Here is a 25,844-nt window from a genome sequence, read left to right on the forward strand (position 1 = left end):
AATCTATTAATACCTCTCATATACTTCACCCTTCCTACTTCTCACACCAACTTATATATACTCTATTCCTTACTAAAACTCTCCTCACTGTTCTACTATCTCACTCTACCACTCCATTCACCCCCTCCTCCTCCCCCAATTCCTTTCGTCTGTCCTCCTATTATTACTATAACTACAACTACACCAAACTACTCATAACCTATTCTCCATATATACTAACACTAACATATCCCCAAAATTATCTTACTTTTCTCTTTCTTCATCCTCCACACACTTCTTAGTCTCCTAACTTCTTCTTTACTTACTCACTCTTATTGGCTTCTTCATTGCCTATCTTCCTTATTCTTTAACTTCTTTTTAACTACCCTAACTTCACGTCGTGGGTTCACGTCACCTACTGTCTTCCTTTAGTGCTCCTTTCTCCTTGCTTGGGTCTTCTTTGGTATCTCTTCACTTTTTTCGTTTGTCCCTTCTCAGAGTTCGGCACCGTTTGGTCTTCTCTACTCTCCTGATCCGGTTCCTCCCTCTGGTTCTCCCTGCAGGGGCGCCTCCCGGGTGGGAACGACCGCCGGAGCGACGGGTCCCTGGACCACCTCCTCGGCGGGATTGAGGTACGTGTACAGCGTGTACAGCACTACCCAGAGGATGCACAGCACCAGCGTCGACGTGCGTACCCGCCCACCGAAGATCTTCGCGGGAAGGAACGACGAGTGCAGAATCCGGTCCAGTCCGCGCCGGGGTTCGTCGGTCATCCCTCGCCCTCCGCTGCCCGGACCGTCTGGAGGTCCGGTTCGACGGTGATTCCCTGCCGTCTCATCGCGGTGGCGATGCGCACGCGCAGCGCGCGACCCACCTGGAACTGCTTACCCGGCAGGGTTCGCGCCACGACGCGAACACTGACCTCGTCGACCGTCAGACTCTCCACTCCCATCACTGTCGGCTCGTCGAGCAGTAGTTTCTTCAGTCCGCGATCCGCGAAGGCCTCGACACCGACCTGGTGCAGCACCTCGTTGACCCGGTTGATGTCCGACGTGGCCGGAACGGGAACATCGATCACCGCACGCGCCCAGTCCTTGGACAGATTGATCGCCTTGACGATCTGGCCGTTGGGAACGGTGATGACCTCACCGTCCGAGTTCCGCATCCGGGTGACCCGCAGCGTGACGTCCTCGATCACGCCCTCGGCGTCTTCCGACGATCCCGTCACCGCGAGTTGCACCGTGTCGCCGAAGCCGTACTGGCGTTCGGTGATGATGAAGAAGCCGGCGAGGATGTCCTGCACCACGCGCTGCGCGCCGAAGCCGAGCGCCGCACCGAGCACGGTGGCCGGGGCCACCAGGCTGCCGATCGGCAGGCTCAGCTGGTCCAGCACCTTCATCGTCGCGATGACATAGATGATGGTGATGATCACCCAGGTGATCACCTGGGCCACCGAGTGCCGGTGCTTGGTCGCCTCGGACCGCACGAGGGCGTCGCCCTGCATGTAGTTGCTGTCGATCCGGTCGGTGACCTTGCTGCCGCCCCAATTGACGAATCGCGCCATCAGGATGGCTCCGAGCACGGTGAGCGACACCGCGAGCCCCGTCGACGAGAGCCAGTCGAGCAGGTTCTGGGTGGGAGCGAACATCGCCGCCGTCGCTTCCATAGGTATTAGGACGCCTGATTCTCGCGCATCCGCCACCGGATGCCCGATTCGAGGAATCCGTCGATGTCACCGTCGAGCACCGACGACGGGTTGTTGACCTCGTACTCGGTGCGCAGATCCTTGACCATCTGGTACGGGTGCAGCACGTACGACCGCATCTGGTTGCCCCAGGAACTGCCGCCGTCGCATGAGCGCGTACCATCTACTGCGCGCTCCTACATCTCAATCTCACTCTCTCTATTCCATCATTCCCTCACTCCTCCCAATAACATCATCATCTCCAACACATAGTTCTCCTTACCTACTCATCCCATACTTATCATATATACCCCCTTCCCTCTCTACTTATTATAATCCTTCCATCCCACTTTTCCTCTTCTCTTACCCTACTCTCTTCCTACTAACACTAATCCTACTCAGATTACTTTTTCTCTACCCTTTATCTCACCTCTCCCTCTTCTACTCTACATTCTTCTTCCCATTAATACTCCCTTAATCACCTTCCCCCCTATTCAAAACCCAAAAACTATATCATTCAAAACAAAACAATAAATCCCTCATCCCTAACTCCCCACAATAATCTTTCCACAACTCTTTCTTCCTATACTAATCACCACTTCTCTACATCCCTTTTCTTCACTCCCATCTTATTCTACCATTCTCCTCTCAACACTCCCCTACTTCCCGTCTTCTACTCCACCTTCTCCTTACTCTTATTTTACCACCCCTCTCTCTCCCTCTCTCTCTTCTTTTCTCCCTTATACTCAATTTTCTTTGACTTCCATCGCGGCGATGTCCTCGCGCAGGCTGTGCCGCTCGGCGTCGGCGTCCGCGATGGCCTCCGCGCCCTCGTCCTCGGCGAGTTCGTACAGCACCGGCATGTCGTCGAGCCGCGTTCGCAGTTCCTCGACGCGGCGCAGTTCGGCCTGGGAATGCGAGAGCTGGCTGGTGACCTGCTGGGCGTGCTCCTGGTCGTTCCACAGCTCCGGATCGGCGGCCTGGTGTTCGAGCTCGTCGATGCGGCGGCGCAACTCCTCCACGTCCAGCACCGATTCGACGGTACGGAGGGTGGTGTCGAGCTCGCTGAGGTCTGCGGATACGTCGGGATGCACGGTTCCCAAGGTTACCGGGTGCGCGCCCGGGCCCTCTCACCCCTGCTTCCCAGCCGAAGTCACCCCTTCCGATCGCGTCGAGTCAAACCCTTGCGGACCCCGGATGCACCTTGTTGCATGCACGGGTACGCACTTGTTTGTGCCGCCATTCCGGACGGAGTCGACGATGACCGTGACCGACCAGTACCTGAAGAACAACGAGGAGTACGCCGCCGGATTCACCGGGCCGCTGCCCCTCCCCCCGAGCAAGCACGTCGCGGTCCTCGCCTGCATGGACGCGCGTCTGGACGTCTACCGGATCCTCGGCATCCAGGAGGGTGAATCGCACGTCATCCGCAATGCCGGCGGGGTGGTAACCGACGACGAGATCCGGTCTCTCGCGATCAGCCAGCGACTGCTCGGCACCACCGAGATCATCCTCATCCACCACACGGACTGCGGGATGCTCACATTCACGGACGACGACTTCAAGAAGTCCATCCAGGACGAGGTCGGTATCAAGCCGGCCTGGTCGGCCGAGGCGTTCTCCGACCTCGACGAGGACGTCCGGCAGTCGCTGCGCCGCATCCAGTCCAGCCCGTTCATCACGGCGACCACGTCCCTCCGAGGGTTCGTCTTCGACGTCGCCACCGGCAAGCTCGCCGAAGTGAAGATCGACTGAGTCCGCCCCGGCGCGGTACGAGTAATCTGTGCGACCGTGACCGACCTCCACGCCGACCTGCAGCTCGCCCTCCGAATCGCCGACGAGGCGGACGCGATCACCAGGGCCCGATTCGGGGCGCTCGACCTGTCGGTCGACGACAAGCCGGACCTCACACCGGTCACCGACGCCGACCTGGCTGTGGAACGCGCAGTGCGCGCGACGCTGGAAGCCGAGCGGCCCACCGACGCCGTCCTGGGTGAGGAGTTCGGCGGCGACGCGCAGTTCGCGGGACGTCAATGGGTGGTCGACCCGATCGACGGCACCAAGAACTTCGTCCGCGGCGTCCCCATCTGGGCCACGCTGATCGCGTTGCTCGAGGACGGCGTTCCCACCGTCGGCGTGGTGAGTGCCCCGGCACTCGCGCGCCGCTGGTGGGCCGCGTCCGGCGGGGGCGCCTGGTCGACGTTCGACGGGTCCGAGCCCGCACGCCTCGCCGTCTCCTCCGTCGACCGACTGGGATCGGCCAGTCTCACGTTCTCGAGTCTGTCGGGTTGGAAGGACCTCGGGATCCGCGAACAGTTCCTCTCCCTCACCGACGACGTGTGGCGGGTCCGCGGATTCGGTGACTTCTTCTCCTACTGCCTGCTCGCCGAGGGCGCCGTCGACATCGCCGCCGAGCCCGAGGTGTCGCTGTGGGACCTCGCGCCCCTCGACGTTCTGGTGCGCGAGGCCGGCGGCCGCTTCACCAACCTCGCCGGCGCCGACGGCCCGCACGGAGGCAGCGCACTGGCCACCAACACGCTGCTCCACGACGAGGCGCTGTCCCGCCTGCGCTCGAACCGACACGGGGACTAACACAGACAACGGGTTCCGACAAGACTCCGACGGAGGAGTCCGGCTCCGCCATCCTCGGCCCCGCGGAGGACGGAACGTCGGCGTCGGTCCCGAAGAATTTCTCCTGAGCCAATTCCGCCGCGATCCGCGCGGCGACGGAACCCAGGAGAATCGTGACAGCCCTTGCAAGACGTACCTTTCTGATGGGATTGGCGGCCGCGCCGTTCGTGGTGACCGCCGCCTGCGCCTCCGGAGGATCGGAATCCGCCGCCCCCGCCCGCGGGAAATTCGCCCGGCGACTGCCGATTCCGCCGTTGGCCGCGTCCACTGTGGACGATTCCGGGGTCCGCCACTTCACGCTCACTGCACGAGCGGGCACGTCCGAGATCCTGCCCGGTCGCGGGACCCCCACCTGGGGGTACGGCGAATCGATGCTCGGCCCGACCCTTCGCGCCCGGCGAGGTGAAGCGGTCGCCTTCGCCATCGACAACGAATTGCCCGAGCCGACGTCGGTGCACTGGCACGGCATGCACGTCCCGGCCAGGTGCGACGGCGGACCGCACCAGTCGATCGAGCCCGGCGCGCGGTGGGAACCGTCGTGGACGGTGAACCAGCCGGCCGCCACGCTCTGGTACCACCCGCATCCGCACGGCTCCACCGAGAAGCACGTCTACCGCGGCCTCGCCGGACTCTTCCTCGTCGACGACGACACGACCGACACCCTCGATCTACCGAAAACGTATGGGCTGGACGATATTCCGCTGATCATCCAGGACAGGCGGTTCACCGCGGACGGGGCACTGGACGAATCGGACCCGACGGACGTCGGCCTGCTCGGCGACACGATCGTCACGAACGGAATCGCCGGCGCACACCTTCCCGTCAGCACCGGTCTGATCAGATTGCGCGTCCTCAACGGCTCGTCGGGCCGCCTCTACAACCTCGGCTTCTCCGACGAGCGCGAGTTCCACCTGATCGCGACGGACGGGGGCCTCCTCGGCGAACCGGTACCCCTTCGACGGATCCAGGTCAGTCCGGGAGAACGGATCGAACTCGTCGTCGCAGCGGGTGACGGCCGCGCCGTGATGCTGCGTTCGCATCCGATCGAGGGCCGGGGCGGCGTCGACCGCGGCGACGCCGCCGGGTACGGCCTCGAGGATACGTTCGACGTCCTCGAATTGCGCCCGGACCGCGAGCTGCTCCCCTCCCGGCCGATTCCGCCCACGCTGGCGGCCGTCCCGCGACTCGACCCGGCCACCGCTGCCGCGGAGCGGAGTTTGGAACTGCGATGGTTCATGATCAACGGGGCGCGAATGGACATGAACCGCATCGACTTCTCCCCCGTCGTCGGCACCACGGAGGTGTGGACGGTGCGCAACGTCGACAACTGGCCACACAACTTCCATGTCCACGACGTGCAATTCCAGATCGTCGACCTCGACGGCTCCCCACCACCCCCGGCGCTGGCCGGCTGGAAGGACACCGTGTACACGCCTCCCGGAACCGAGATCCGGCTGGCGATGCGTTTCACCGACTACACCGATGCGACGTACCCCTACATGTTCCACTGCCATCTTCTGCTCCACGAGGACCGCGGAATGATGGGGCAGTTCCTCGTCCTGGAGCCAGGTCAGCGGCCGGCTCCGATGACGATGGCGATGCCGTCGGACGACCACCACGGCGGCTAGAGCCGGGTGTGGGCGAACACGGCCAGCCGAACCCGGTTGTCGCAGCCCGTCTTCTCCATCAGGTTCGCCACGTGCGTCTTCACCGTCGTGACCCCGATGTAGAGGCGGGCCGCGATCTCCTGATTGCCCAGCCCTTCCCCCACCAGCGTCAGCACTTCTCTCTCCCGCCCGGTCAGTGCGACCGACGTCGAGGAGCGCTCGTCCGGAGGTGCGGTGTCCAGCGCCCGGTCGACGAGGCGGCGAAGGAGCGCGGGGGTGAAGATCGTGTCACCGGCCGCCGTCCGGCGAATCGCGTTCAGGAGTTCGGCGGGATCGGTGTCCTTGACGAGGAATCCGGCTGCCCCCGCGGCCAGTGCGGGATAGAAGTGGTCGTCGTCGTCGAACGTGGTGAGAACCAGAACCTTCACCGCCGGGTGTGAGCTCGCGATCTGCCGGGTCGCCGCGATCCCGTCGAGTCCCGGCATGCGCAGGTCCATCAGGATCACGTCGGGTGGGCACTCGGCCACCAGCCGGACCGCGTCCAGTCCGTTGGACGCCTCGCCGACCACCTCGATGTCGTCCGTCGCCTCACACAACATCCGCAGTCCGGCGCGGACGAGCCGCTGGTCGTCGACTATCAGTACCCGTATCACTGGCCCACAACCTCATTCGTGCCGGTGTCGTCGCCGACACGACCGGGCAGCCAGGCATCGACCACCCACCCGTTCACGGTATCCGTCACTCCGAGGGTGCCGCCCGCGAGTTCCACCCGTTCGCCCATGCCGATGATGCCGTGCCCCTCCGAGTGATCCGCGGGGGTGGCGCGGTGGCCGGTGCTGGTCACCCGCAGAGCGATTCCGCCGGCGTTCGGTTCGAGTGTCACGAACACGGCACCACCGGGAGTGGAGTGCCGCATCGCATTCGTCAGCGATTCCTGCACCACACGCAGGAGGGTCAGCCGGCCGATCGCGTCGAGCCGGCCGATGCCGGCGTCGATCTCCGCCGACACCGGGAAGCCCGCCGCCCGCGTGCGGTCGACCGCAGCGGCGATCTCGATCGACAGCGCTTCGGGTTCCACCAGCGCCACGTCGCCCATCGAAGGGTCGCGCAACGCGACGAGCAGCCGCCGGATGTCGGCGAGGGCATCGGACGCGGTGCGGTGCACGTCCTCGAGCACCGAACTCGTGCGGTCGTCCACATCCGTCAGCACGTGCTGCGCCACCCCGATCCGGAGCACGATCGACGCCATGTGGTGCGCGACGAGATCGTGCAGTTCCCGTGCCAGCGCGTTGCGCTCGGCGACCACGGCGCGGGACCGGTCCTCCAGCCGGCGCGATTCGGCTTCGGCGGCGCGCAGCCGGTACGTCGCGGCGAGATCTCGTTGCGCGCGCAGATAGAGACCGAGCAGCAGCGGCAGTCCGACGTACGCGACGGTGGACACGACGGTGGCAACCCGCCAGAACGTGCCGTAGGAGTCCCACCCGAGACCTGCCACCACCGCCGCCGTCCAGCAGAGCGTGGCGGCGAGGATCGCCGGCGCCCGCCGGGCGCGCATCGCGACGTCGACCAGTGCGACCGCGCCGAGGTAGGGGACCAAATCGGAGAGCCCCCAGGCGTGCGCCGCGAACATCGGAACCGCGAGCACGGACGTGACGATCGACACCGCCAGCGGCCACCGGCCCCCGGCGGCGAACACGACTGCGGCCGTCATCGCGAGCAGCCAGTAGCTCGGGGGTACGCGGTACTCGCCGGGGAACGTGCTCGCCAGCAGCAGCAACGGCACGAGCAGGAGGGGCGCGAGACGTATGAGGGGACGCAGCCGACGAATCGCGGGAATCTCGATCACCGCTTCACCGTAGGTGAGTGGATTCGCCGCCACCTCCTCCCCGAGCAGGAGCCGGACGTTCCCCTGAAGGTCGCACCCACCCGAACTTACTCAATAGTAGACACCAACCTTACTGCTGAGTAAGATAGATCGTGTCCACGCCCGAACACCGAGAAACAGCTGGTGATCATGAGCAAGCAAGACACTGTTGCCCCCAACGACAGCGCGAAGCGGAAGCCCCGCGACACGTCCGCCGTCGGACTGAATCCGGTCAAGCGCGACGCCATGGGTGCCGCGATGCGCGTGCTGACCAAGATCACCGGTTCCGATCTGGCCGAGAAGTACAACCTGCGCCAGACGATCGACCGGGTGACCTACGAAGGCACGAAGACCGGCTTCAAGACGCTCGGCGCCGCGACCCGCGGGTTCCAGAAGGTGTCCGGCGGCGGTGCGCCGAAGCGCCTCCCCGACAACCCGACCGCCAAGGCCGGCTACTTCGATCTCACTCCGAGCGACGAGCAGCAGATGATCGTCGAGACCGTGCGTGAGTTCGCGGCCGAGATCCTGCGACCCGCGGGCCACGACGCCGACGCTGCGGCCGCCGCCCCGGCGGACCTCGTGAAGCGCGCCGCCGAACTCGGCATCACCCTCATCAACGTCCCCGAGGAACTCGACGGGGCCGCCAGCGAGCGCGGGGCCGTCACCAACTCCCTCGTCGCCGAGGCTCTCGCCCACGGCGACATGGGACTCGCCCTGCCGATCCTCGCACCGAGCGGCGTTGCCGTCGCCCTCACCCAGTGGGGCACCGACTCCCAGCAGAAGACCTACCTGCCCTCGTTCACGGGCGAGCAGGTTCCGAACGCCGCCGTGGTCGTCAACGAGCCCCGTGCACTGTTCGATCCGTTCGCATTGCAGACCAAGGCGGTTCGCTCCCCCAGCGGGTACAAGCTCAACGGCGTCAAGAGCCTCGTTCCCGCCGCCGCCTCGTCGGAGCTGTTCATCGTGGCAGCCGAACTCGACGGCAAGCCCTCCTTCTTCATCGTCGAGGCCGACACGAAGGGGCTCGTCGTCGAGGCGGACCCCAGCATGGGTCTGCGCGCCGCGGGCCTCGGCCGGCTCAACCTGACCGACGTCGCCGTGCCCGAGTCGGGTCTGCTCGGCGACGCCGACGCCGACGTGCGGAAGGCCGAGTACGCCGACGCCATCCGGCTGGCCCGCCTGGGCTGGGCGTCGCTCGCGGTCGGAACCGGACAGGCCGTTCTCGACTACGTGATCCCGTACGTCAACGAGCGGGTCGCGTTCGGCGAACCGATCAGCAACCGTCAGGCGGTCGCGTTCATGGTCGCGAACATCGGCATCGAACTCGACGGCCTGCGTCTGGTGACGTTGCGCGGGGCCTCCCGCGCCGAGCAGGGGCTCTCCTTCGCCCGCGAATCGGCCCTCGCCCGAAAGCTGGCGTCCGAGAAGGGCATGCAGATCGGCCTCGACGGCGTCCAGCTGCTCGGTGGCCACGGTTACACCAAGGAGCATCCCGTGGAGCGCTGGTACCGCGATCTGCGCGCCATCGGCGTCGCCGAGGGCATCGTCCTGATCTGAGCGGCCGGATTCGAACTAAGGAAACTGTCATGATCAACCTCGAACTTCCCAAGAAGCTCAAAGCCTCCGCGAATCAGGCGCACCAGGTCGCCGCGGAAATCTTCCGGCCGATCTCCCGCAAGTACGATCTCGCGGAGCACGCCTACCCCAAGGAACTCGACACCATGGCCGCCATGGTGGAGGGACTCAACGACTCCGGTAAGGGCGCGGCCGGCGCCGCCCTCGGACGGGGCGACGAGCCGAAGGTCATCGGGAACGTCAACGGCGGCAACATGTCGTCGCTGATGAACGTCATCGAAACCTGCTGGGGCGACGTGGGTCTCACACTGGCGATCCCGTACCAGGGCCTCGGCAACTCGGCCATCGCCGCCGTCGCCACCGACGAGCAGCTCGAGCGTTTCGGCAAGGTGTGGGCGTCGATGGCCATCACCGAACCCGGTTTCGGTTCCGACTCCGCCGCCGTCACCACCACCGCGGTGCTCGACGGCGACGAGTACGTGCTCAACGGTGAGAAGATCTTCGTCACCGCCGGCGAGCGCTCCACGCACATCGTCGTGTGGGCCACCGTCGACAAGACGAAGGGCCGCGCCGCGATCAAGTCGTTCGTCGTCCCGCGGGACGCCCCGGGTCTGAGCGTCGCCCGCCTCGAGCACAAGCTGGGCATCAAGGCGTCCGACACCGCGGTACTGCTGCTGCAGGACTGCCGGATCCCCAAGGACAACCTGCTCGGCACGCCGGAGGTCAACGTCGAGAAGGGCTTCGCCGGCGTCATGCAGACGTTCGACAACACCCGTCCGATCGTCGCCGGCATGGCGGTCGGCCTCGGCCGCGCCGCACTCGAGGAACTGCGCAGCATCCTCTCCGACGCCGGTGTGGAGATCTCCTACGACACTCCCGCGTACAACCAGCACGCGGCCGCCGCCGAGTTCCTGCAGCTCGAGGCCGACTGGGAAGCCGCCTACCTGCTCGCTCTGCGCGCAACATGGATGGCGGACAACAAGAAGCCGAACTCACTCGAGGCATCCATGTCGAAGGCGAAGGCCGGTCGCACCGGAACCGCCATCTCCCTCAAGGCCGTCGAACTCGCCGGCACCTTGGGATACTCGGAGCGCCCGCTGCTCGAGAAGTGGGCGCGCGATTCCAAGATCCTCGACATCTTCGAGGGAACGCAGCAGATCCAGCAGCTCATCGTCGCTCGCCGTCTGCTCGGAAAGTCGTCCGCCGAGCTGAAGTAGCAGTTCGAGAGGACTTTCATCGAGGGGTGTAGCCCCCGCCGCGCTCACCTGCGGCGGGGGCTTCTTCGTGCCGGATTCGGCTGCGCGTCACCGCGAGCGTCCGGCTTCGCCGGACCGCGTGGCTGGACCGTTGTCTTCATCTACGCTGAACGGGACATCCGTCACTGCAGCCGGAGGGGTTCTCCATGCCAGCTCAGCATTTCCTCACCAAGATCACGGACACCGTGGGAGCTGTGCGGGTGATGAACCGCGCAGGCCTCGTTCCCTTTCCCCGCGTCGACCAGGGCGTCCGATCGATCCTGGCCGTGCGGAAGTACGGTCCGTTCGCCGGGCCCGTCCACGCGAACGCCGAGGCCGGGCTGGATGCGGTCGCCCTGATCGACGAGCGCGGACCGCTCACCTACGCCGGCATCGAGGAACAGTCCAACGCCCTCGTGCGGGCGTGGCAGGCCGACGGCATCACTCCCGGTTCCGTCATGGGATGTATGTGCCGCAATCATCGCGGCCTGGTCCTCACGATGCTCGCCGCCGCCAAGAACGGCACCAAACTGGTGCTGATGAACACCGGGTTCGCCCGGCCCCAGCTCGTCGACGTCGCCGCCCGCGAGCAGGTTCAGGCCTTCGTGTACGACGACGAGTTCCACGCGGTCGCCGAGGCCCTCCCCGACGAGGTCATCGCCTATCGCTCCTGGGCGGAGGACGATTCGACGTCCGAGGTCCGCACACTCGACGACGTGATGAAGGATCGAGACCGCGGTTCGCTGCCCGCGCCGTCCACACAGGGCGGATTCGTCCTCCTCACCAGCGGCACCACGGGCACCCCGAAGGGCGCTCCCCGCGGACACACGTCGCCGCTCGCGTCGGCCCAGTTCCTCGACCGGGTTCCGCTGCGACGCGGGCAGACGATGATGATGGCGGCCCCCGCGTTCCACGGGACCGGAGTCTCCCAGTTCGCACTCGCGCTGGCACTGGGCCAGACCGTGGTGATGCATCGCAAGTTCGATCCGGAGAACACGATCCGCCTGGTCGAGAAGCACCGGTGCGACACGCTGGTCGTCGTTCCCACCATGCTGCAGCGCATCATCGACCTCGGGCCGGGGACGCTGGCCAAGTACGACACGTCGAGCCTGAAGATCATCTTCGCGGCCGGGTCCGCACTCTCCCCCGACCTCTGCAAGCGCACCACCGCCGCCTTCGGCGAGGTCCTCCACAACCTGTACGGTTCCACCGAGGTCGCCGTCGCCACCGTCGCGACTCCGGCCGATCTTGCGCTGGCGCCGGGCACCGCGGGGCGGGCACCCGTCACCTGCCACGTGGAACTCTACGACGAGTCGAGCCAACGGATCACCGAACCCGGGACCGTCGGACGGATCTTCGTCGCCAGTGGTCTCAGCTTCTCCGGATACACCGACGGTCGCGACAAGGAGCGCATCAACGGTCTGCTGTCCACCGGCGACGTCGGCCACTTCGACCGCAACGGCCTCCTCTTCGTGGACGGCCGGGACGACGACATGATCGTCTCCGGCGGCGAGAACGTCTACCCCCTGGAGGTCGAGAACCTGCTCGCCGACCGCGAGGACGTGCTCGAGGCCGCGGTGATCGGTGTCGAGGACTCCGAATTCGGCCATCGCCTCCGGGCTTTCGTGGTACCCGGTCCGGGGTCCGCGAAGGACGCCGACGAGCTGAAGGCCCACGTCAAATCCAACCTGGCGCGGTACAAGGTGCCCCGCGAGATCATCTTCATCGAGGAACTCCCCCGCAATGCGACGGGCAAGTTGCTGCGTCGCGTCCTGATCGAGATGGACGTTACGGAGAGCTGATCCCGATTGCGGGATCGGTGAACCGGTTCGTGTAGATCTGTTCCGCGGTCAGCGAATCCGGGATCGCGGCGCCCCCGGCGACGAGGATCGGTTTCAGTTCGTCGACCGTCCCCTGCACTCGCGCCATGTCGTACGTCCCCACCGACCCGTCGGCCTCGTTCGCGATCAGCCCTTCGTCCTTCAGCAGTTGCGCACTGAACTCCGCCTCGCCCTCGGTGTAGGGCGAGAACGAGGAGTCCTGGGACACGACATCCACGATGGCCTCGTTGGTGGCCTCGGGAGCGAGGACGTAGTCGGCGGTGGACTGCTGAATGATCGGCACCAGCCTCTGCAAGCACGGCGTCAGCGATTCCACCTTGTCCGCGCGAACGGAGACGTTCGACGCGTAGATGTCGAAGCCCGAGTCCTTCAGGAGGTCGTACGCGACCGGCTCGTCCCAGGCGGGAGTCTCGTACTCGTAGGTGTACGGCTCCGAGTTCGCGAAACCCTGTTGCGCGATGGCGGGATCCCCGACGAACCGGGAGGGGGCGCCGTCGTAACTCGTGTCGAGTTGCGACTCCTTCAGCAGACCCCGCGCCACCAGCCACTGGGGAAACAGCTGTTCCTTCGAGACCACCACGGAGGCATCCGACTTTCCGATGTCGGCGACCGTCCGCCAGTCCGGGTGAGTCTCCGGATCCCACATCAGGATCGCCGGGCTGTACTTCAGCAGCGGCGTCACCGCCACGACCGGTTGGCTCGCCGCGGCAGCGATCACCTGGTCACCGTGAACCACGCCGAGTGCGATCGAATCATCCACGTACATCTGCGACGTCACCGACTGGAAGCCGATCGCCGGACCGCCTGCGCGGAGCGTCAGGTCCACACCCGTGTCCTTGCCGCCGGCCACCAGCGGTCCGGTCACGGACTTGTCGTCGGCGTCGACGGCATATCCGGGGCCGAGCATCCGGAACAGCCCACCCATGTCCGACTGCGGCTGCCACTGCAGCTGGACCACGACGTTCTCCGGGCACACCCCGGCGAGGTTCTGCGCTTCGGCGGCGGGTTCGAGGGGCACCCCGGCGGCGCTGCCGCCGTCGGACGAACTGCACGCCGAGAGGCCGAGTGTGGCCAGTACGACGGCGGACATGCCCGCCTGCCGGAAGGTCCTGCTGTTGCGGTTCATTGTTCTCCTCGCGAACACGATCGATGACGGCCGTCGCCGGGTACCGCGGAGGTGCGGTGAACACACGTGACGACCAAGGGAATTCGGTGCCGAGAGGCGCGTCGGCGACCGGTGCGCCAAGTCTGCATGCGTCGTGATTACATGCAATATCTGTTCTGTTTCATTCACGTGAACAGCAGACTGCCCGATCATGATCACCCCGTTTTCGTCGATACTTCACCCCAGATCGACCACATGTCACCGCGTGTTAACACTCTGCAACCTGGCAGACATGCATGCAATCCAGACTCTTATCACCGATCAGATCGATTCTTTGCATGCACTTCACTGACCTGGAGGTTGGGATGAAACTCGCCGACACGACACTGGACGTCGACGCACGCCGGCTCACACGGGACGTCGCGATCGCCTTCAGCACTGTCGTCAAACGGTTCGACACGGGAACAATCGCACTGGACGGCATCGACCTCGACGTCCACCGCGGCGACTTCGTCGCCGTCGTCGGGCCTTCCGGCTGCGGGAAGTCGACACTGCTGAGAATGGCAGCGGGACTGGAACGTCCGACCGAAGGATCCGTGGCCCTGGCCACCGACTCCGTCGGGTTCATCTTCCAGGAACCCACGCTGCTGCCCTGGCGGACCGTGCGCGCCAACGTGGAACTCTCGGCCGAGCTCGGCCGCGGCGACGCGGCGGTCCGGAAGGCACGCGCGGCCGAGGCCATCACCGCCGTCGGACTGGGCGGCTTCGCCGACCAGCTACCCCGGTCACTGTCCGGCGGGATGAAGATGCGCGTCTCCCTCGCCCGCGCCCTCACGCTCGCACCCGAGGTCATGCTGCTCGACGAGCCGTTCGGCGCACTCGACGAGATGACCAGGCTCGACATGCAGGTCGAACTCCACAGGCTGTACAGCAACAAGGGGTTCACGTCGATGTTCGTCACCCACTCGGTGTCGGAGGCGGTGTACCTCGCCAACCGGGTCGTCGTCATGACCGCGCGGCCCGGGCGAATCGCCTCGGTCATCGACATCGACTTCCCTCACCCACGAAGCCCCGGACTGCGATTCGACCCGAAATACACCGAGTACGTCGCCCAGATCTCGAACAGCCTGCACGGGAGCACACGATGACCGAAGCACCTGCCGTCCTGACCCGTCGCGTCGAGAGAGCGAGGACCCCAGCCGTCACAGCCACGAGCCGCCCCTCGAAGCGGCGGCCGCGAACGGTCACGGTGGCCACGGGCCTGCTGTTTCCCGTGCTGTCGCTGGCGGGAGCACTCGCCCTGTGGTCCGCGGTGAGCTGGTTCGTCCTCTCCCCCGAACGACAATTCCTCCTTCCTCCGCCGAATCGTGTTCTCACGCAGTCACTCCTGGACTGGAAGCACCTGTCGCCGATGCTCGAGGCCCTCGCCGTCACTGCCCGCGTCGCGCTGGTCGGCTTCGTCGTCGCAGTGCTCGTCGGAGTCGGTACGGGAGTCCTGATGAGCCGTGCGAAGTGGATCGAACGGATCGTCTACCCCTATGCCGTGGTTCTCCAGGTGATTCCGATCCTTGCGATCGTCCCGCTGATCGGCCTGTGGTTCGGTTACGGGATGACGGCCCGCACACTCGTATGCGTCCTCATCGCGGCCTTTCCCATCATCACCAACACTCACTTCGGACTCCAGTCCGTCGACCGCGGCCTCCACGAACTGTTCACCCTCGGCCGGGCATCCCGATGGGATCGCCTGGTGAAGCTGGAACTTCGCGCGGCACTGCCCGCCGTCCTCACCGGCATCCGCACCGCGTCCGGCCTCGTCGTGGTCGGCGCGATCATCGGAGACATGTTCTTCGCCAAGGGCGAGCCCGGCATCGGCACGCTTCTCGACGTGTTCCGCAGCCGGCTCCAATCCGAGGATCTCATCGCCGCGATCGTGATCGCGTCACTCTTCGGCGTCGCCGTGTTCTCCGCGTTCGGCATCCTCTCCCGACTGCTCGTCGGCAGCTGGCACGCGTCCGGCCACAAGTCCTGAACACCCTTCCCCGAAAGGCCGTCATGCCCACCTCCCCGTTCATCGTCCCGACCGTCGACATCAGCCCGTATCTCGCCGAGGGAGCCCGCGCCCACAACAGTGCCGAATGCGCCCGCGTGGCAGCGGAACTCGATACCGCATGCCGCGAGGTCGGGTTCGTGCAGATCGTCGGTCACCGGATTCCCGGAGCGACGGTCGATCGCCTGACCCGTGCACTCGACGAATTCTTCGGACTTCCGCTCGAGACCAAGAAGAAGTACCGGCGTTTCTCGTCCGAGAATCGTGGGTACTCGCCGCCGGTGTCCGAGTCCCTGAGCATGAGCCTCGGGGTGCAGTCCGCGAACCGGATGAACGACTTCTACGAAGCGTTCATCGTCGGTACCGAGACCACCGAGTACCCCGACCTCGACCTCCCCGAGGCCAGTTACGCCACCAACACCTGGCCCGGCGACGCCCCGTCCTTCCGTAGCGCGGTGGAGGAATACTTCACGCACGCCCAGGAATTGGCACGAATTCTCCTGGCCGCGTTCACCGATGCCCTTCGGGTGGAACCGGGATACTTCGACGCGATGGTCGATCACTCGATCAACGCATTGAAGATGAACAACTACGCGCTTCCCGAGGGTGAGGTCGCCTTCGACGGCGATGCCACCGGCATGGGCGCGCACACCGACTTCGGAATTCTCACGATTCTCTGGGCCGATCAGGTTCCCGGCCTGCAGATCCTCGGCTCCGACAACGCGTGGCACGACGCGCAGCCCGCCGACGACGCGTTTCTGATCAACCTCGGCGACGCCATGGCCCGGTGGACCAACGACCGGTGGCGGTCGACCGTGCACCGGGTGAATCCGCCCATCACCGACGGACAGATCATTCGCCGGCGATCCGCAGCGTTCTTCTTCGACGGGAACCACGATGCCGTGATCGAACCGCTCCCCGGCACTCTCGTCGACGGGGAGCCTGGATACCCGCCGATCACGGTCGCGGAGAACATCGCGGCCAAGGTTGCGGGGTTGAAGGCGGGCGTCAAACCGACTGTGGCACTTCGCGAAGCCGCGCGGGTACTGTCCGCCCGCTAGCAGGATCAGCCGGTGGGACGCCCTCCCGCGGGCGATCGAATAGAGTCGACGCAGGAGCCGGGCCGGGCGGAGGGGCCACGACCCGCCCCGAGGAAAGGGTTCGGAAGGATCGATGACACACACGGAACGAGCCCTGCTCACCGAATCCGTTCACGACACTCTTCGTGAGCAGATCTTTTCCGGCGAGCTGCCGCCCGGCACGCCGCTCAGCGTTCCCGCGCTGGCCGCGAAACTGAACGTCAGCCGCACCCCCGTCCGCGAGGCCGTGCAGCAACTCATCTACGAGGGCATCGCGGTCTACACCCGCAATGCGGGCGCCAAGGTCGATTCGCTCGACGCGGACTCGATCCGCGCCGTCTTCGAGGTCCGCGAGGTACTCGACGGACTGGCCGCATTTCACGCGACTGCCGCCGCCACCCACGAGACGGTGCAGCAATTGAAGAAGATGGTGCAGGTCCAGCGCGAGCTGCTGGACAGTCCGGCCGATCAACGCCGCGATTCACGGCTCGACCTCGAATTCCACACCCTCATCCGGGAAACCGCCCGCAACAAGCCGCTCAGCGAAGCCCTCCTGCGGTTGGACGGGCAATCGCATCTGTACCGGTCGGACATGTGGAGTGCGGATCTGAATCGGAGACTCGCCGTCACCGAGCACGAGCGGATCGTCGGCGCCATCGAGTCCGGCGACGCGGTCGGAGCGCGGGCAGCAGCGTGCGCACACGTGGCGGGGTTGCTGGTACGGACGACGCGTATGTGAGACCGCCCCCCTCGGGGGCGAGCAGAGACAAAAAAGAACCGGCGTCCTGGATTCCAGGACGCCGGTTCTTCAGTGGTAGCGGGGACAGGATTTGAACCTGCGACCTCTGGGTTATGAGCCCAGCGAGCTACCGAGCTGCTCCACCCCGCGTTGCATGAACAAAGTTACACGAGCGAACGAACGGATTGCAAATCGCCCGGAAAGCGTCCGGCTAGCAACCTTTGAGCACCACTCGAGTCACATCCGTTACCTAAACGTTATGACGCTCGTCACATTTTGGACGAAATCTGTAACGCCGCCGAAACCTGAAACTTCGGGGACGACCTGGGGAAACGCGGGTCGTTCATCCCAGTATTTGGACGCCCGTCACAGAAAATCGACCCGTGACCATTCCGTGATCGCCGCGTACGTTCGTTGCCAGCCCGAAACTACCGGGCAACGCCGACCCGCCGCAGCTCGACCTGCCCCCGCGGGATTCGGAATCCCGACACCTCGAGGGGCAGGGACGAGGACAGATCGAAAAGCGGTTCGGCACACCAGCCGTCACTGCACCACCACCTCGTCAGCAGGCGCGGAGAGGAATCAACCACATGACCAATTCCAGCATCGTCAAGCGGACCATGGGCGCAATCGCACTCACCGGAGCAGTCATCGGAGTGCCGCTCGGCCTGAGCACCGGCACCGCATCGGCCGCTTCCGGAGACTGGGACGCCGTCGCAGCGTGTGAGAGCAGCGGCAACTGGGGCGCCGACACCGGAAACGGCTTCTCGGGCGGTCTGCAGTTCACCGACAGCACCTGGGCGGCGAACGGCGGCTCCGGCTCGCCTGCCAACGCCTCGCGCGAGGAGCAGATCCGCGTCGCCGAGAACGTCCTGGCGACCCAGGGTCCCGGCGCCTGGCCGGTCTGCGGACAGTACCTCTGATCCACACCTTGCTCGGAGTGCCCCCGCGCGCAGTCACGACTGCACGCGGGGGCACTCCTGCATTGCGCGGCCTCGCCCTACACCACTGAGGCCCACTTTCCTGCCATTTCGACGTGAGCCGCTGCACAAATTCGTGGTGATCCCCACCACATAACAACGGGGTAACGAATAGACGCCGAAACGATATCGAGATGGTCTGACCTGCAAAGACAGCGATAATTCGCCTTCGATGCCGGACAGCTGTCCATCATTTTCGCCAGGTGAACTGCGGGCAAAGCTCCCGTACGGTCGCTCTCGGCCCGAAACAACCGGGCGAAAGCCGGCCCGCCGCTGCTAGCTCTGCCCCGCGGGTTCGGAATCCCCGAAACCTTCGAGGGGCAGGGACGCGGCACAGAATCGCAGCCCGGCGTGACGACGCGAACGTCGTCGCCCGCAGGCCGGCCACGCCAGCAAGCGCGGAGAGGATTGACCCCGCATGACCAATCACAGCATCAGCAAGCGTGCCCTCGGCTGGATCGCCGTCACCGGAGCCGTCGTCGCCGTCCCCCTCGGACTGAGCACCGGCACCGCGTCCGCCGCTTCCCACAACTGGGACGGCGTCGCCCAGTGCGAGAGCGGCGGCAACTGGGGAATCAACACCGGAAACGGCTACTACGGCGGCCTGCAGTTCTCGCAGAGCACCTGGGAGGCCAACGGCGGCACCGGCTCGGCATCGAACGCCAGCAAGGCCGAGCAGGTCCGCGTCGCCGAGAACGTTCTCGCGACCCAGGGCCAGGGTGCATGGCCGGTGTGCGGTCAGTACCTGTCCACCGGTGGCGGCGACGTCGCCGAGGCCCCCGCCCCCGCACCGGAGCCCACCCCGGCTCCCGCCCCCGCGGCTCCGGCTCAGGTCCAGGCACCCGCCCCGGTCCAGCCCGCCGCACAGCAGGCGCTCGACGCCGCGCGTCAGGTCGCCGATCAGAACGGCTACGGACAGCAGTTCCAGCAGCTGGTGGACGCCAACCCGCAGTTGGTCGACGCACTGCGCTGATCTTCCGATCAGATACGACGAGGCCCTGTCATCCGAACCGGATGACAGGGCCTCGTTCTCTCTGCGGCTGAAGCGCCCTTACTTCGGGATCGCCTCGTACGCGGCAACCGCCTTCTGGACGCGAGCGAGGGCTGCGCCGTAGGCCGCGAAGTCACCGCTGCGCTGCGCCGACGTCAAGGCGTCGAGCGAGGCGTCCAGCTCCGCCACCGCCGCCGAGACGTCCGTTCCGGACGGCGGTGTCGCCGGGGCGGTCGGCGCCGGGGCCGCGCCCTGATCGACCGGCGGCGTGGTGCCGGTCTCCGGAGGAGTCCCTTCTTCCGCACTGGGTGCCGTCGCCACCGAGCCCGTGCCGGCACCGAACACCTGGTCGAGCGCCTGCGCCAACGTCGGGGCGTACCCGACGCGCACACTGTTACTCGGCGGCGGCTCGCGGTAGCTCACCAGCACTCGGGACAGCTGCGGGAACGTCGACGTGTTCGGGCCCGTCGAACTTCGCTCCGTATACATCGGTTCGACGTAGAGAATGCCGCCGTCCGCGATCGGCAAGGTCAGCAGGTTGCCGTACTGAATCTTGTTCGATCTCTCGAGCAGGGTTCTCTCCGACGCCACCCGTGGATCCGAGATCATCGAGTTCTGCGTCTGCTGCGGACCCTGGGTCTGCGTGTCCGTCGGCAACTGGAGCACCGTGAACTTGCCGTAGTTGTCCGGATCCGATTTCACCGACAGATATGCGGACAGGAACTCGCGACTGTAACCCACCATCGCACTGGTCAGATTGAACGACGGTTTCCCGGTCTCGGGATCACCGACCAGCACGTAGTACGGCGGCTGGTTCGCGCTCGTGTCGATCGTGGGATCGCTCGGCACCGACCAGAACGCGTTGTTGGTGAAGAACTCCTTCGGATCGTCCACGTGGTACTTGGCGAGCATCTCGCGCTGCACCTTGAACAGGTCCTCGGGATAGCGGAAGTGCGCACGCAGTTCGTCGGGAATCGAGTCCGCCGGCTGAACCGCATCCGGGAACACACCCATCCACGCATCTAGGACCGGATCGTTCTGGTCCACCTGGTAGAGCTTCACGGTGCCGTCGTACGCATCGACGGTGGCCTTCACCGAGTTGCGGATGTAGGACACCTCCTTGCGGGGCAGCAGGCGGCCGGTGTTCTGGTCGATGCTGTCCTCGACGAGTCCGTCGAGCGAACTGCGCTGGGCGTACGGGTAGTCCTGCAACGTCGTGTACGCGTCCACGATCCACACGACCTTGCCGTCGACGACGGCCGGGTACGAGTCGCCGTCCGCGGTCAGCCACGGGGCGACATGTGTGACCCGGTCCCGCGGGTCACGGTTGTAGATGATCTTGGAATCCGAACCGATGGCGCCGGAGAACAGGATGTTGCGCTCGGTGTACTTGGCCGCGAACGCCAGCCGGTTGAACCAGTTGCCGATCGGCACGCCACCCGAACCGGTGTACGTGTAGCGCGAGGTGTCGGTGTCGTACTCCCGCGGATCCGAACCTTCGGATCCGCCGACGATCGCGTAGTCGGCGTCCGTGTCGGCGATGACCTCGCCGTAATAGATGCGCGGCTGCTCGACCGGAATGACCTGATTACCCGCCTCCTGCGAGGCGATGTCGCTGACCATGTAGACGGGGTAACCGCTGTTGCTGTTGGCGGCTTCCTCCGCGGACTCGCCGGCAGCGGCGTTCACCCGGTTCGCGGGGGCCGCGACCAGTCCGTTGCCGTGCGTGTAGACGGTGTGCTTGTTGATCCAGTCCGTCTGGTTACCCGTCAGGCTCTTGGACGACAACTCGCGGGCCGCGACGATGTAGTCCCGCAACTGCCCGTCGATGTCGTACCGGTCGATGTCGAGCGTCGGCGGGAAACCGTAGAAGTTCTTCAACTGCTGCTGCTGGGTGAACGTCCGCGACAGGATGTTCGGATCGAGCAGTCGCGTGTTCTCGATGGTGGTGACGTCAGCCGGCACGTCCCGCGGCGGCTTCGTTCCGTACCCCTGATAGTCCTGGTACTCGACCTTGTCGTCGGTGATGCCGTACGCCTGCCGCGTGGCGGCGATGTTCCGCTCGATGTACGCGCTCTCCTTGTCGGCGGCGTTGGGGCGCACCGAGAACTGCTCCACCACGAGCGGCCACACGGCGCCGACCAGGATCGAGGAGAGCACGAGAAGCGCTGTCGCCATTGCGGGAATCCGCAGATCGCGGAGGAAGATCGCCGCGAAGAACGCGCCCGCGCAGATGACCGCGATGGCCAGGAGGATCAGCTTCGCCTGCAGCACCGCATTCATATCGGTGTAGCTACCACCGGTGAACGTGGGTTCCTTGCGGCTGCTCGACAGCAGTGAGTAGCGGTCGAACCAGTACGCGACGGCCTTGAGGAGAATGAACGTTCCCGCGAGGACCGCCAACTGGACTCGCGCCGCATTGGTCAGCGCCCCGCCCCGGCCCGCCAGCTTCAGCCCGCCGAAGATGTAGTGCGTCACCAGGCTCGCGAAGAACGCCAGTAGAACGGCGACGAACAGCCAGTTGAGGACGAAACGGTAGAACGGCAGATCGAACGTGTAGAAGCCGACGTCGAGACCGAACTCGGGATCGGCGACGCCGAACGCGCCGCCGTTGACGAACAACTGCACCGTCACCCAGCTGGACTGGGCGATCAGCCCCGCGAGCAGACCGACCGCGATCGGAATGGCCAGGCCGAACAGGCGCAGTCGAGTCATCACCGTGGTGCGGTACCGCGCCACCGGATCGTTGGGACCCGACACCGGAACGAACACCGGCCGCGAACGGTAGGCGAGCAGCAGTGCCAGCCAGACGATTCCGCCGACCACGACCCCGACTACGAGGAAGAGGAGCAGGCGGGTGACGAGAACCGTGGTGAAGACACCACGGAATCCGACCTCACCGAACCACAACCAGTCCGTGTAGGTACTGATGAGCCGAGGGCCCACCAGCAACAGGGCCGCGACGACAAGCGCCAGCACCAGCAGCACTCGGCTGCGTTTGGACAACGACGGTAAACCTGCGGGGGGCCGCATGCCCACGTGCCACACTCCAAGAACTCGGCGACGCTGTCGCGCCGCGATCAACTGCACCGTTCGTTCGTCCACACCCGAACAGCGAGGGCGTGACCGTTTCGTCCCACTCTACGTAACAACCGAGAGATGCGGCCGTCGGTCCTGTTCCGGGGGTGCGAAGATGGGTCTCGTGAGTGAAGAGAATGTGAACCCAGAGACGGACGCCCTCGCCCGCTGTGTGCGCGAGGTGATCGAATTCGTCGATGCCGGAGGGTGGGATCAGCCGCCCCAGATGTTCGCACTCGTCCCGACCGAACTGCTCGCGGCCGCCGAACCCAGCCTGCTCGACCAACTCGCCGACGGTGCGGAATTGACCCCGGTGGAACAGGATCCGTTCCCCGACGACATCGACGGCGGGTCGCGCGCACTCGACGAGTTCCTCGCCACCACCAGCTGGCCGGAGTCCGTGGTGGGGTGCGCCCTCGTTCAGGAGATCGTCGTTCTGCCGCCCGAGGCGGAGTCCGATCTCGACGACGCGCTCGTCCCCCTGCTGTCCGATCGGGACGCCGCCGACGACGCCGCGCGGGCCGCGGCCGAGTCGCATCCCGACCGCCGGTCCGCCCGGTTGATCGCCGCCGTGCTGCGCGACGGACCGTCGTTGTGCCTGATGCAGTTGCGCCCCGACGAGGACGCCGACCCGTACGCCGGGATCGAACTGCTCACCTACGAGGATCTGGCGCCGAATCTCATCAGCGCGTTGTACGCCACCCTCGACGCGACCGAGGACGACTGACCGCTCAGCAGTGCGGCGCGTCGGCTCCGGCGCTGATGGCCTCGAGCGCGTCGACGGCTCCGTCGAGATTCTCGACCTTCACGAGCCGGAGCCCGTCCGGTGCGCCCTGGCGTGCCTCGTCGCAGTTCTTCGCCGGCACGAGGAACGTCTCGGCGCCCGCCTCCTCCGCGGCGATCAACTTGTACTTGATGCCGCCGATGGGGCCGACATCGCCGTCCGAGTCGATCGTGCCGGTGCCGGCGACGAACTTGCCGCCGTTGAGTTCACCCGGGCTGAGTTTGTCGATCACGGCGAGGGTGAACATGAGCCCTGCCGAGGGGCCGCCCACGTCGGCGAGGTTGAAGTCGATCGTGAACGGGACGTCCGGGATCTCCTCGGGAGTGATCCCCAGGTAGCCCTTGGACTCGTCGTCCGGGCGTGCGCCGAGGACCACCCGCACCGTCGTCTCGGCGCCGTCGCGCCGGATCACGATCGGCACCTCGGTGTTCGGGGGCACATCGGCCACCGCCTCCTGCACGCCACCGACCGTCGATACCGGCTTTCCGTCGACACTCACCAACACGTCGCCCTCACGGAGCAGTCCCTGGGAGGGGCCGTCCTCACCGACCTTGGCGATCCGCAGGTCCACCGGCTTGCCGAGGAAGTGGAGTGCCGCGAGTTCGGCGCTGTCCTCCGACTGCTGGAAGTCGGCGTCGTTCTCCTGCTTGACCTCGTCCTTCGACTTGTCCGGCGGATAGACCTCCTCACGGGGGACGATGCCCTGGCGCCCACTGGCCCACAATCCGAACGCTTCGAACACGTTGAGGTCGTCGCGCACGGCCACCGTCGTCATGTTGAGGTGGCCGGTGGTGTCGTCGACCTCCGTTCCCGCGATGGCGACCACTTCCTCACCACCCACTTCGCCGAGCGTGTTGAACGTGGGTCCCGGCCCGAGGGCCACATACGGCACCGTGATCACCGTGCCGAGAATTCCGAGTACCACGATCGGGGCCAGCGCAGCCAGAAGCGTCACGATCCGTCGATTCACCTGGACCAGCGTAGAGCGCGAACCCGCGGACACGACTGTCGGCCGTCCGCGTGTTCGCCGTCAGCGTGACGAGGTGGACAGCCACGGAACCATGCGCCTTGTACCGTTGAGTCATGAGCAATCCGCCCTTCGGCTTCTCCAAACCCGACGACGATCCCGATCGTGACAAGAACACGGGGGATCAGAACGGGCCCGACCGCGACCAGAACGCGGGCGGTTCCGGCGACTTCGGTTTCGGGGCGGGTGGTTTCCCCGCCGGGGGCTTCGACCCGGCCGCCCTCGGCCAGATGCTGACCCAGTTCGGCCAGATGCTGAGCGGGATGGGCACGTCGATGGGGTCCGGTGAGCAGACCGGCCCGGTCAACTACGAGATCGCGAAGAAACTCGCGCGCCAGCAGATGGGGTCCGTCGCACCCATCACCCAGGGCAACTCCGAGGCGATCGCCGATGCCTCACGGCTCGCCGAACTGTGGCTCGACGCCGCGACGACGCTGCCCGCGGGCGCGACGAAGACGGTCGCGTGGACGCCCAACGACTGGCTCGACAACACCCTCGACACCTGGAAGCGGCTGTGCGACCCCGTCGCGGAGAAGGTGTCCGGCATGTGGGTGCAGGGACTGCCCGAAGAAGCGCAGCAGATGGCAGGCCCGATGATCGGCATGATGAGCCAGATGGGTGGCCTCGCGTTCGGCTCCCAGCTCGGCCAGGCCCTGGGCCAGCTGTCGAAGGAGGTACTCACCTCCACCGACATCGGTCTCCCCCTCGGTCCGGCAGGCACGGGCGCACTGCTTCCCGCTGCGGTGGAGCGGTTCAGCAAGGGGCTCGAGCAGCCCGACCGCGAAATCCTCGTTTTCCTCGCCGCGCGTGAGGCCGCCTACCAGCGCCTGTACAGCCACGTCCCGTGGCTGCGTCAGCGTCTCCTCGCCACCGTCGAGGAGTACGCCCGCGGCATCACGATGGATTTCTCGGCCATCGAGGACATGGCGAAGGGACTCGACCCGTCCGCGTTGACCGATCCGTCGCAGCTCGAGAACATCCTGCAGCAGGGGGCGTTCGAACCGCAGACCACACCCGAGCAGAAGCAGGCACTCGAGCGACTCGAGACGCTGCTCGCCCTCATCGAGGGCTGGGTCGAGGTCGTCGTCGCGTCGGCGCTGAACGACCGCCTCCCCGGTGTCGCGGCCCTCAGTGAGACGCTGCGCCGGAGGCGTGCGACCGGCGGACCCGCCGAGCAGACGTTCGCCACGCTCGTCGGACTCGAACTGCGTCCCCGAAAGGTCCGGGAGGCCGCGCAGCTGTGGACTCGCCTCACGTCCGAGTCGACCGTCGACGCCCGTGACGGTGTGTGGGCACACCCCGACCTGTTGCCCGACTCGTCCGATCTCGACAGCCCGGATGCGTTCGTCCAACGTGTACTCGGCGGCGGCGACGGCGGCGATTTCGACAATCCGATGGCGCAGCTGGAGGCAACCGAGGCCCGCGAGCGGGCCGAGGAGGCCGAACGCGGCAAGTCCGGCAAGGACGACGAGTCCGAATCCTGACCACCTGATCCCACCAGTTTGTAGATAACGGGAAACCCACAGGTCGAAGTACGTTTCGGCCTGTGGACAACCCGTGTTTTCCGGGCCGACGCCCGCGTGTGGCCTGCGATCCTC

The 25,844-nt window shown here is 65.7% G+C and carries 20 protein-coding genes, 1 tRNA gene and 2 pseudogenes; 14 read left to right on the forward strand and 9 right to left on the reverse strand.

From position 1 onward, the window contains the following. Positions 1-500: 500 nt before the first annotated feature. The 3 genes and pseudogenes from OYT95_RS04460 to OYT95_RS44635 form a co-directional block, all read right to left on the reverse strand. Positions 501-752: a hypothetical protein gene (locus tag OYT95_RS04460; RefSeq protein WP_268790868.1), complete on the reverse strand. Its 252-nt coding sequence runs from the start codon at positions 750-752 to the stop codon at positions 501-503. Beyond that, positions 749-1,645 (reverse strand): mechanosensitive ion channel family protein, encoded by an 897-nt coding sequence (locus OYT95_RS04465; RefSeq protein ID WP_005240218.1) that lies wholly within the window; start codon positions 1,643-1,645, stop codon positions 749-751. The genes OYT95_RS04460 and OYT95_RS04465 overlap by 4 nt, the downstream gene beginning before the upstream one ends. A 5-nt stretch (positions 1,646-1,650) precedes the next feature. After that, positions 1,651-2,757: pseudogene (locus OYT95_RS44635) on the reverse strand (PCRF domain-containing protein). 166 nt (positions 2,758-2,923) lie between these two features. On the opposite strand from OYT95_RS44635, the gene OYT95_RS04480 reads away from it, so the two are divergent. From OYT95_RS04480 to OYT95_RS04490, 3 genes are all read left to right on the forward strand, one after another. After that, positions 2,924-3,418 carry a beta-class carbonic anhydrase gene (locus OYT95_RS04480; protein WP_037245277.1) on the forward strand — a complete coding sequence of 165 codons (495 nt, stop codon included), beginning with the start codon at positions 2,924-2,926 and terminating at the stop codon, positions 3,416-3,418. 36 nt (positions 3,419-3,454) lie between these two features. Further along, positions 3,455-4,255: a histidinol-phosphatase gene (gene hisN, locus OYT95_RS04485; RefSeq protein WP_037245275.1), complete on the forward strand. Its 801-nt coding sequence runs from the start codon at positions 3,455-3,457 to the stop codon at positions 4,253-4,255. 152 nt (positions 4,256-4,407) lie between these two features. Continuing rightward, positions 4,408-5,922, forward strand: a complete 1,515-nt coding sequence (locus tag OYT95_RS04490) for a multicopper oxidase family protein (protein ID WP_268790869.1) — start codon at positions 4,408-4,410, stop codon at positions 5,920-5,922. Here OYT95_RS04490 and OYT95_RS04495 read toward each other — a convergent pair. Both OYT95_RS04495 and OYT95_RS04500 read right to left on the reverse strand, forming a co-directional pair. Then, positions 5,919-6,554, reverse strand: coding sequence for a response regulator transcription factor (locus OYT95_RS04495; protein ID WP_112299330.1), 636 nt, complete (start codon positions 6,552-6,554; stop codon positions 5,919-5,921). The genes OYT95_RS04490 and OYT95_RS04495 overlap by 4 nt on opposite strands. Then, positions 6,551-7,780: a sensor histidine kinase gene (locus OYT95_RS04500; protein ID WP_268790871.1), complete on the reverse strand. Its 1,230-nt coding sequence runs from the start codon at positions 7,778-7,780 to the stop codon at positions 6,551-6,553. The genes OYT95_RS04495 and OYT95_RS04500 overlap by 4 nt, the downstream gene beginning before the upstream one ends. Positions 7,781-7,909: 129 nt before the next feature. Between OYT95_RS04500 and OYT95_RS04505 the strand changes: the two genes are divergently transcribed. The 3 genes from OYT95_RS04505 to OYT95_RS04515 all read left to right on the forward strand — a co-directional run bounded on the left by OYT95_RS04505 (position 7,910) and on the right by OYT95_RS04515 (position 12,377). Next, on the forward strand, positions 7,910-9,322 hold the full coding sequence (locus tag OYT95_RS04505) for an acyl-CoA dehydrogenase family protein (RefSeq protein ID WP_037245266.1): 1,413 nt from the start codon (positions 7,910-7,912) through the stop codon (positions 9,320-9,322). A gap of 29 nt (positions 9,323-9,351) precedes the next feature. Continuing rightward, positions 9,352-10,557, forward strand: a complete 1,206-nt coding sequence (locus OYT95_RS04510; RefSeq protein ID WP_005240205.1) for an acyl-CoA dehydrogenase family protein — start codon at positions 9,352-9,354, stop codon at positions 10,555-10,557. Between the two features lie 185 nt (positions 10,558-10,742). After that, a complete protein-coding gene (locus OYT95_RS04515) occupies positions 10,743-12,377 on the forward strand; it encodes an acyl-CoA synthetase (protein WP_268790873.1) in 1,635 nt (544 codons plus the stop codon). Here OYT95_RS04515 and OYT95_RS04520 read toward each other — a convergent pair. Continuing rightward, entirely contained in the window at positions 12,364-13,542 is a 1,179-nt protein-coding gene (locus OYT95_RS04520) for a nitrate ABC transporter substrate-binding protein (RefSeq protein WP_128638996.1), read from the reverse strand. The genes OYT95_RS04515 and OYT95_RS04520 overlap by 14 nt on opposite strands. 344 nt (positions 13,543-13,886) lie before the next feature. On the opposite strand from OYT95_RS04520, the gene OYT95_RS04525 reads away from it, so the two are divergent. The 4 genes from OYT95_RS04525 (at position 13,887) to OYT95_RS04540 (ending at position 17,386) form a co-directional block, all read left to right on the forward strand. After that, on the forward strand, positions 13,887-14,669 hold the full coding sequence (locus OYT95_RS04525) for an ABC transporter ATP-binding protein (RefSeq protein ID WP_268790874.1): 783 nt from the start codon (positions 13,887-13,889) through the stop codon (positions 14,667-14,669). After that, positions 14,666-15,550, forward strand: coding sequence for an ABC transporter permease (locus OYT95_RS04530; RefSeq protein WP_268790875.1), 885 nt, complete (start codon positions 14,666-14,668; stop codon positions 15,548-15,550). Before OYT95_RS04525 ends, OYT95_RS04530 begins: the two co-directional genes overlap by 4 nt. Positions 15,551-15,573: 23 nt before the next feature. Next, the gene (locus OYT95_RS04535) at positions 15,574-16,629 is read left to right on the forward strand and encodes an isopenicillin N synthase family dioxygenase (RefSeq protein WP_268790876.1); all 1,056 of its coding nucleotides are present in this window, start codon (positions 15,574-15,576) and stop codon (positions 16,627-16,629) included. 112 nt (positions 16,630-16,741) lie between these two features. Beyond that, the gene (locus OYT95_RS04540) at positions 16,742-17,386 is read left to right on the forward strand and encodes a GntR family transcriptional regulator (RefSeq protein WP_005240192.1); all 645 of its coding nucleotides are present in this window, start codon (positions 16,742-16,744) and stop codon (positions 17,384-17,386) included. A 73-nt stretch (positions 17,387-17,459) separates the two neighbouring features. On the opposite strand, the gene OYT95_RS04545 is transcribed toward OYT95_RS04540, so the two are convergent. Further along, a tRNA-Met gene (locus OYT95_RS04545) sits at positions 17,460-17,536 on the reverse strand. 440 nt (positions 17,537-17,976) lie between these two features. On the opposite strand from OYT95_RS04545, the pseudogene OYT95_RS04550 reads away from it, so the two are divergent. Together OYT95_RS04550 and OYT95_RS04555 are read left to right on the forward strand one after the other, a co-directional pair. Continuing rightward, positions 17,977-18,306 (forward strand): annotated as a pseudogene (locus OYT95_RS04550) (transglycosylase family protein); the annotation flags it as partial. A 478-nt stretch (positions 18,307-18,784) separates the two neighbouring features. Next, complete coding sequence (locus tag OYT95_RS04555; protein ID WP_037245245.1) at positions 18,785-19,339, forward strand: transglycosylase family protein; 555 nt, start codon at positions 18,785-18,787, stop codon at positions 19,337-19,339. Positions 19,340-19,417: 78 nt separating this feature from the next. Here OYT95_RS04555 and OYT95_RS04560 read toward each other — a convergent pair whose 3' ends face one another. Continuing rightward, the gene (locus tag OYT95_RS04560; RefSeq protein ID WP_081792787.1) at positions 19,418-22,396 is read right to left on the reverse strand and encodes a UPF0182 family protein; all 2,979 of its coding nucleotides are present in this window, start codon (positions 22,394-22,396) and stop codon (positions 19,418-19,420) included. 154 nt (positions 22,397-22,550) lie between these two features. Between OYT95_RS04560 and OYT95_RS04565 the strand changes: the two genes are divergently transcribed. Further along, a complete protein-coding gene (locus tag OYT95_RS04565; protein ID WP_037245242.1) occupies positions 22,551-23,162 on the forward strand; it encodes a PPA1309 family protein in 612 nt (203 codons plus the stop codon). A gap of 4 nt (positions 23,163-23,166) precedes the next feature. On the opposite strand, the gene OYT95_RS04570 is transcribed toward OYT95_RS04565, so the two are convergent. Next, positions 23,167-24,189, reverse strand: a complete 1,023-nt coding sequence (locus tag OYT95_RS04570) for a YlbL family protein (protein WP_037245239.1) — start codon at positions 24,187-24,189, stop codon at positions 23,167-23,169. 113 nt (positions 24,190-24,302) lie between these two features. Here OYT95_RS04570 and OYT95_RS04575 point away from each other — a divergent pair, with 113 nt between their 5' ends. Then, on the forward strand, positions 24,303-25,730 hold the full coding sequence (locus OYT95_RS04575) for a zinc-dependent metalloprotease (RefSeq protein WP_112299321.1): 1,428 nt from the start codon (positions 24,303-24,305) through the stop codon (positions 25,728-25,730). Positions 25,731-25,844 lie beyond the last annotated feature (114 nt).

The organism is Rhodococcus sp. JS3073 (genome assembly GCF_026810085.1).
GTDB classification, from domain to species: domain Bacteria; phylum Actinomycetota; class Actinomycetes; order Mycobacteriales; family Mycobacteriaceae; genus Rhodococcus_F; species Rhodococcus_F wratislaviensis.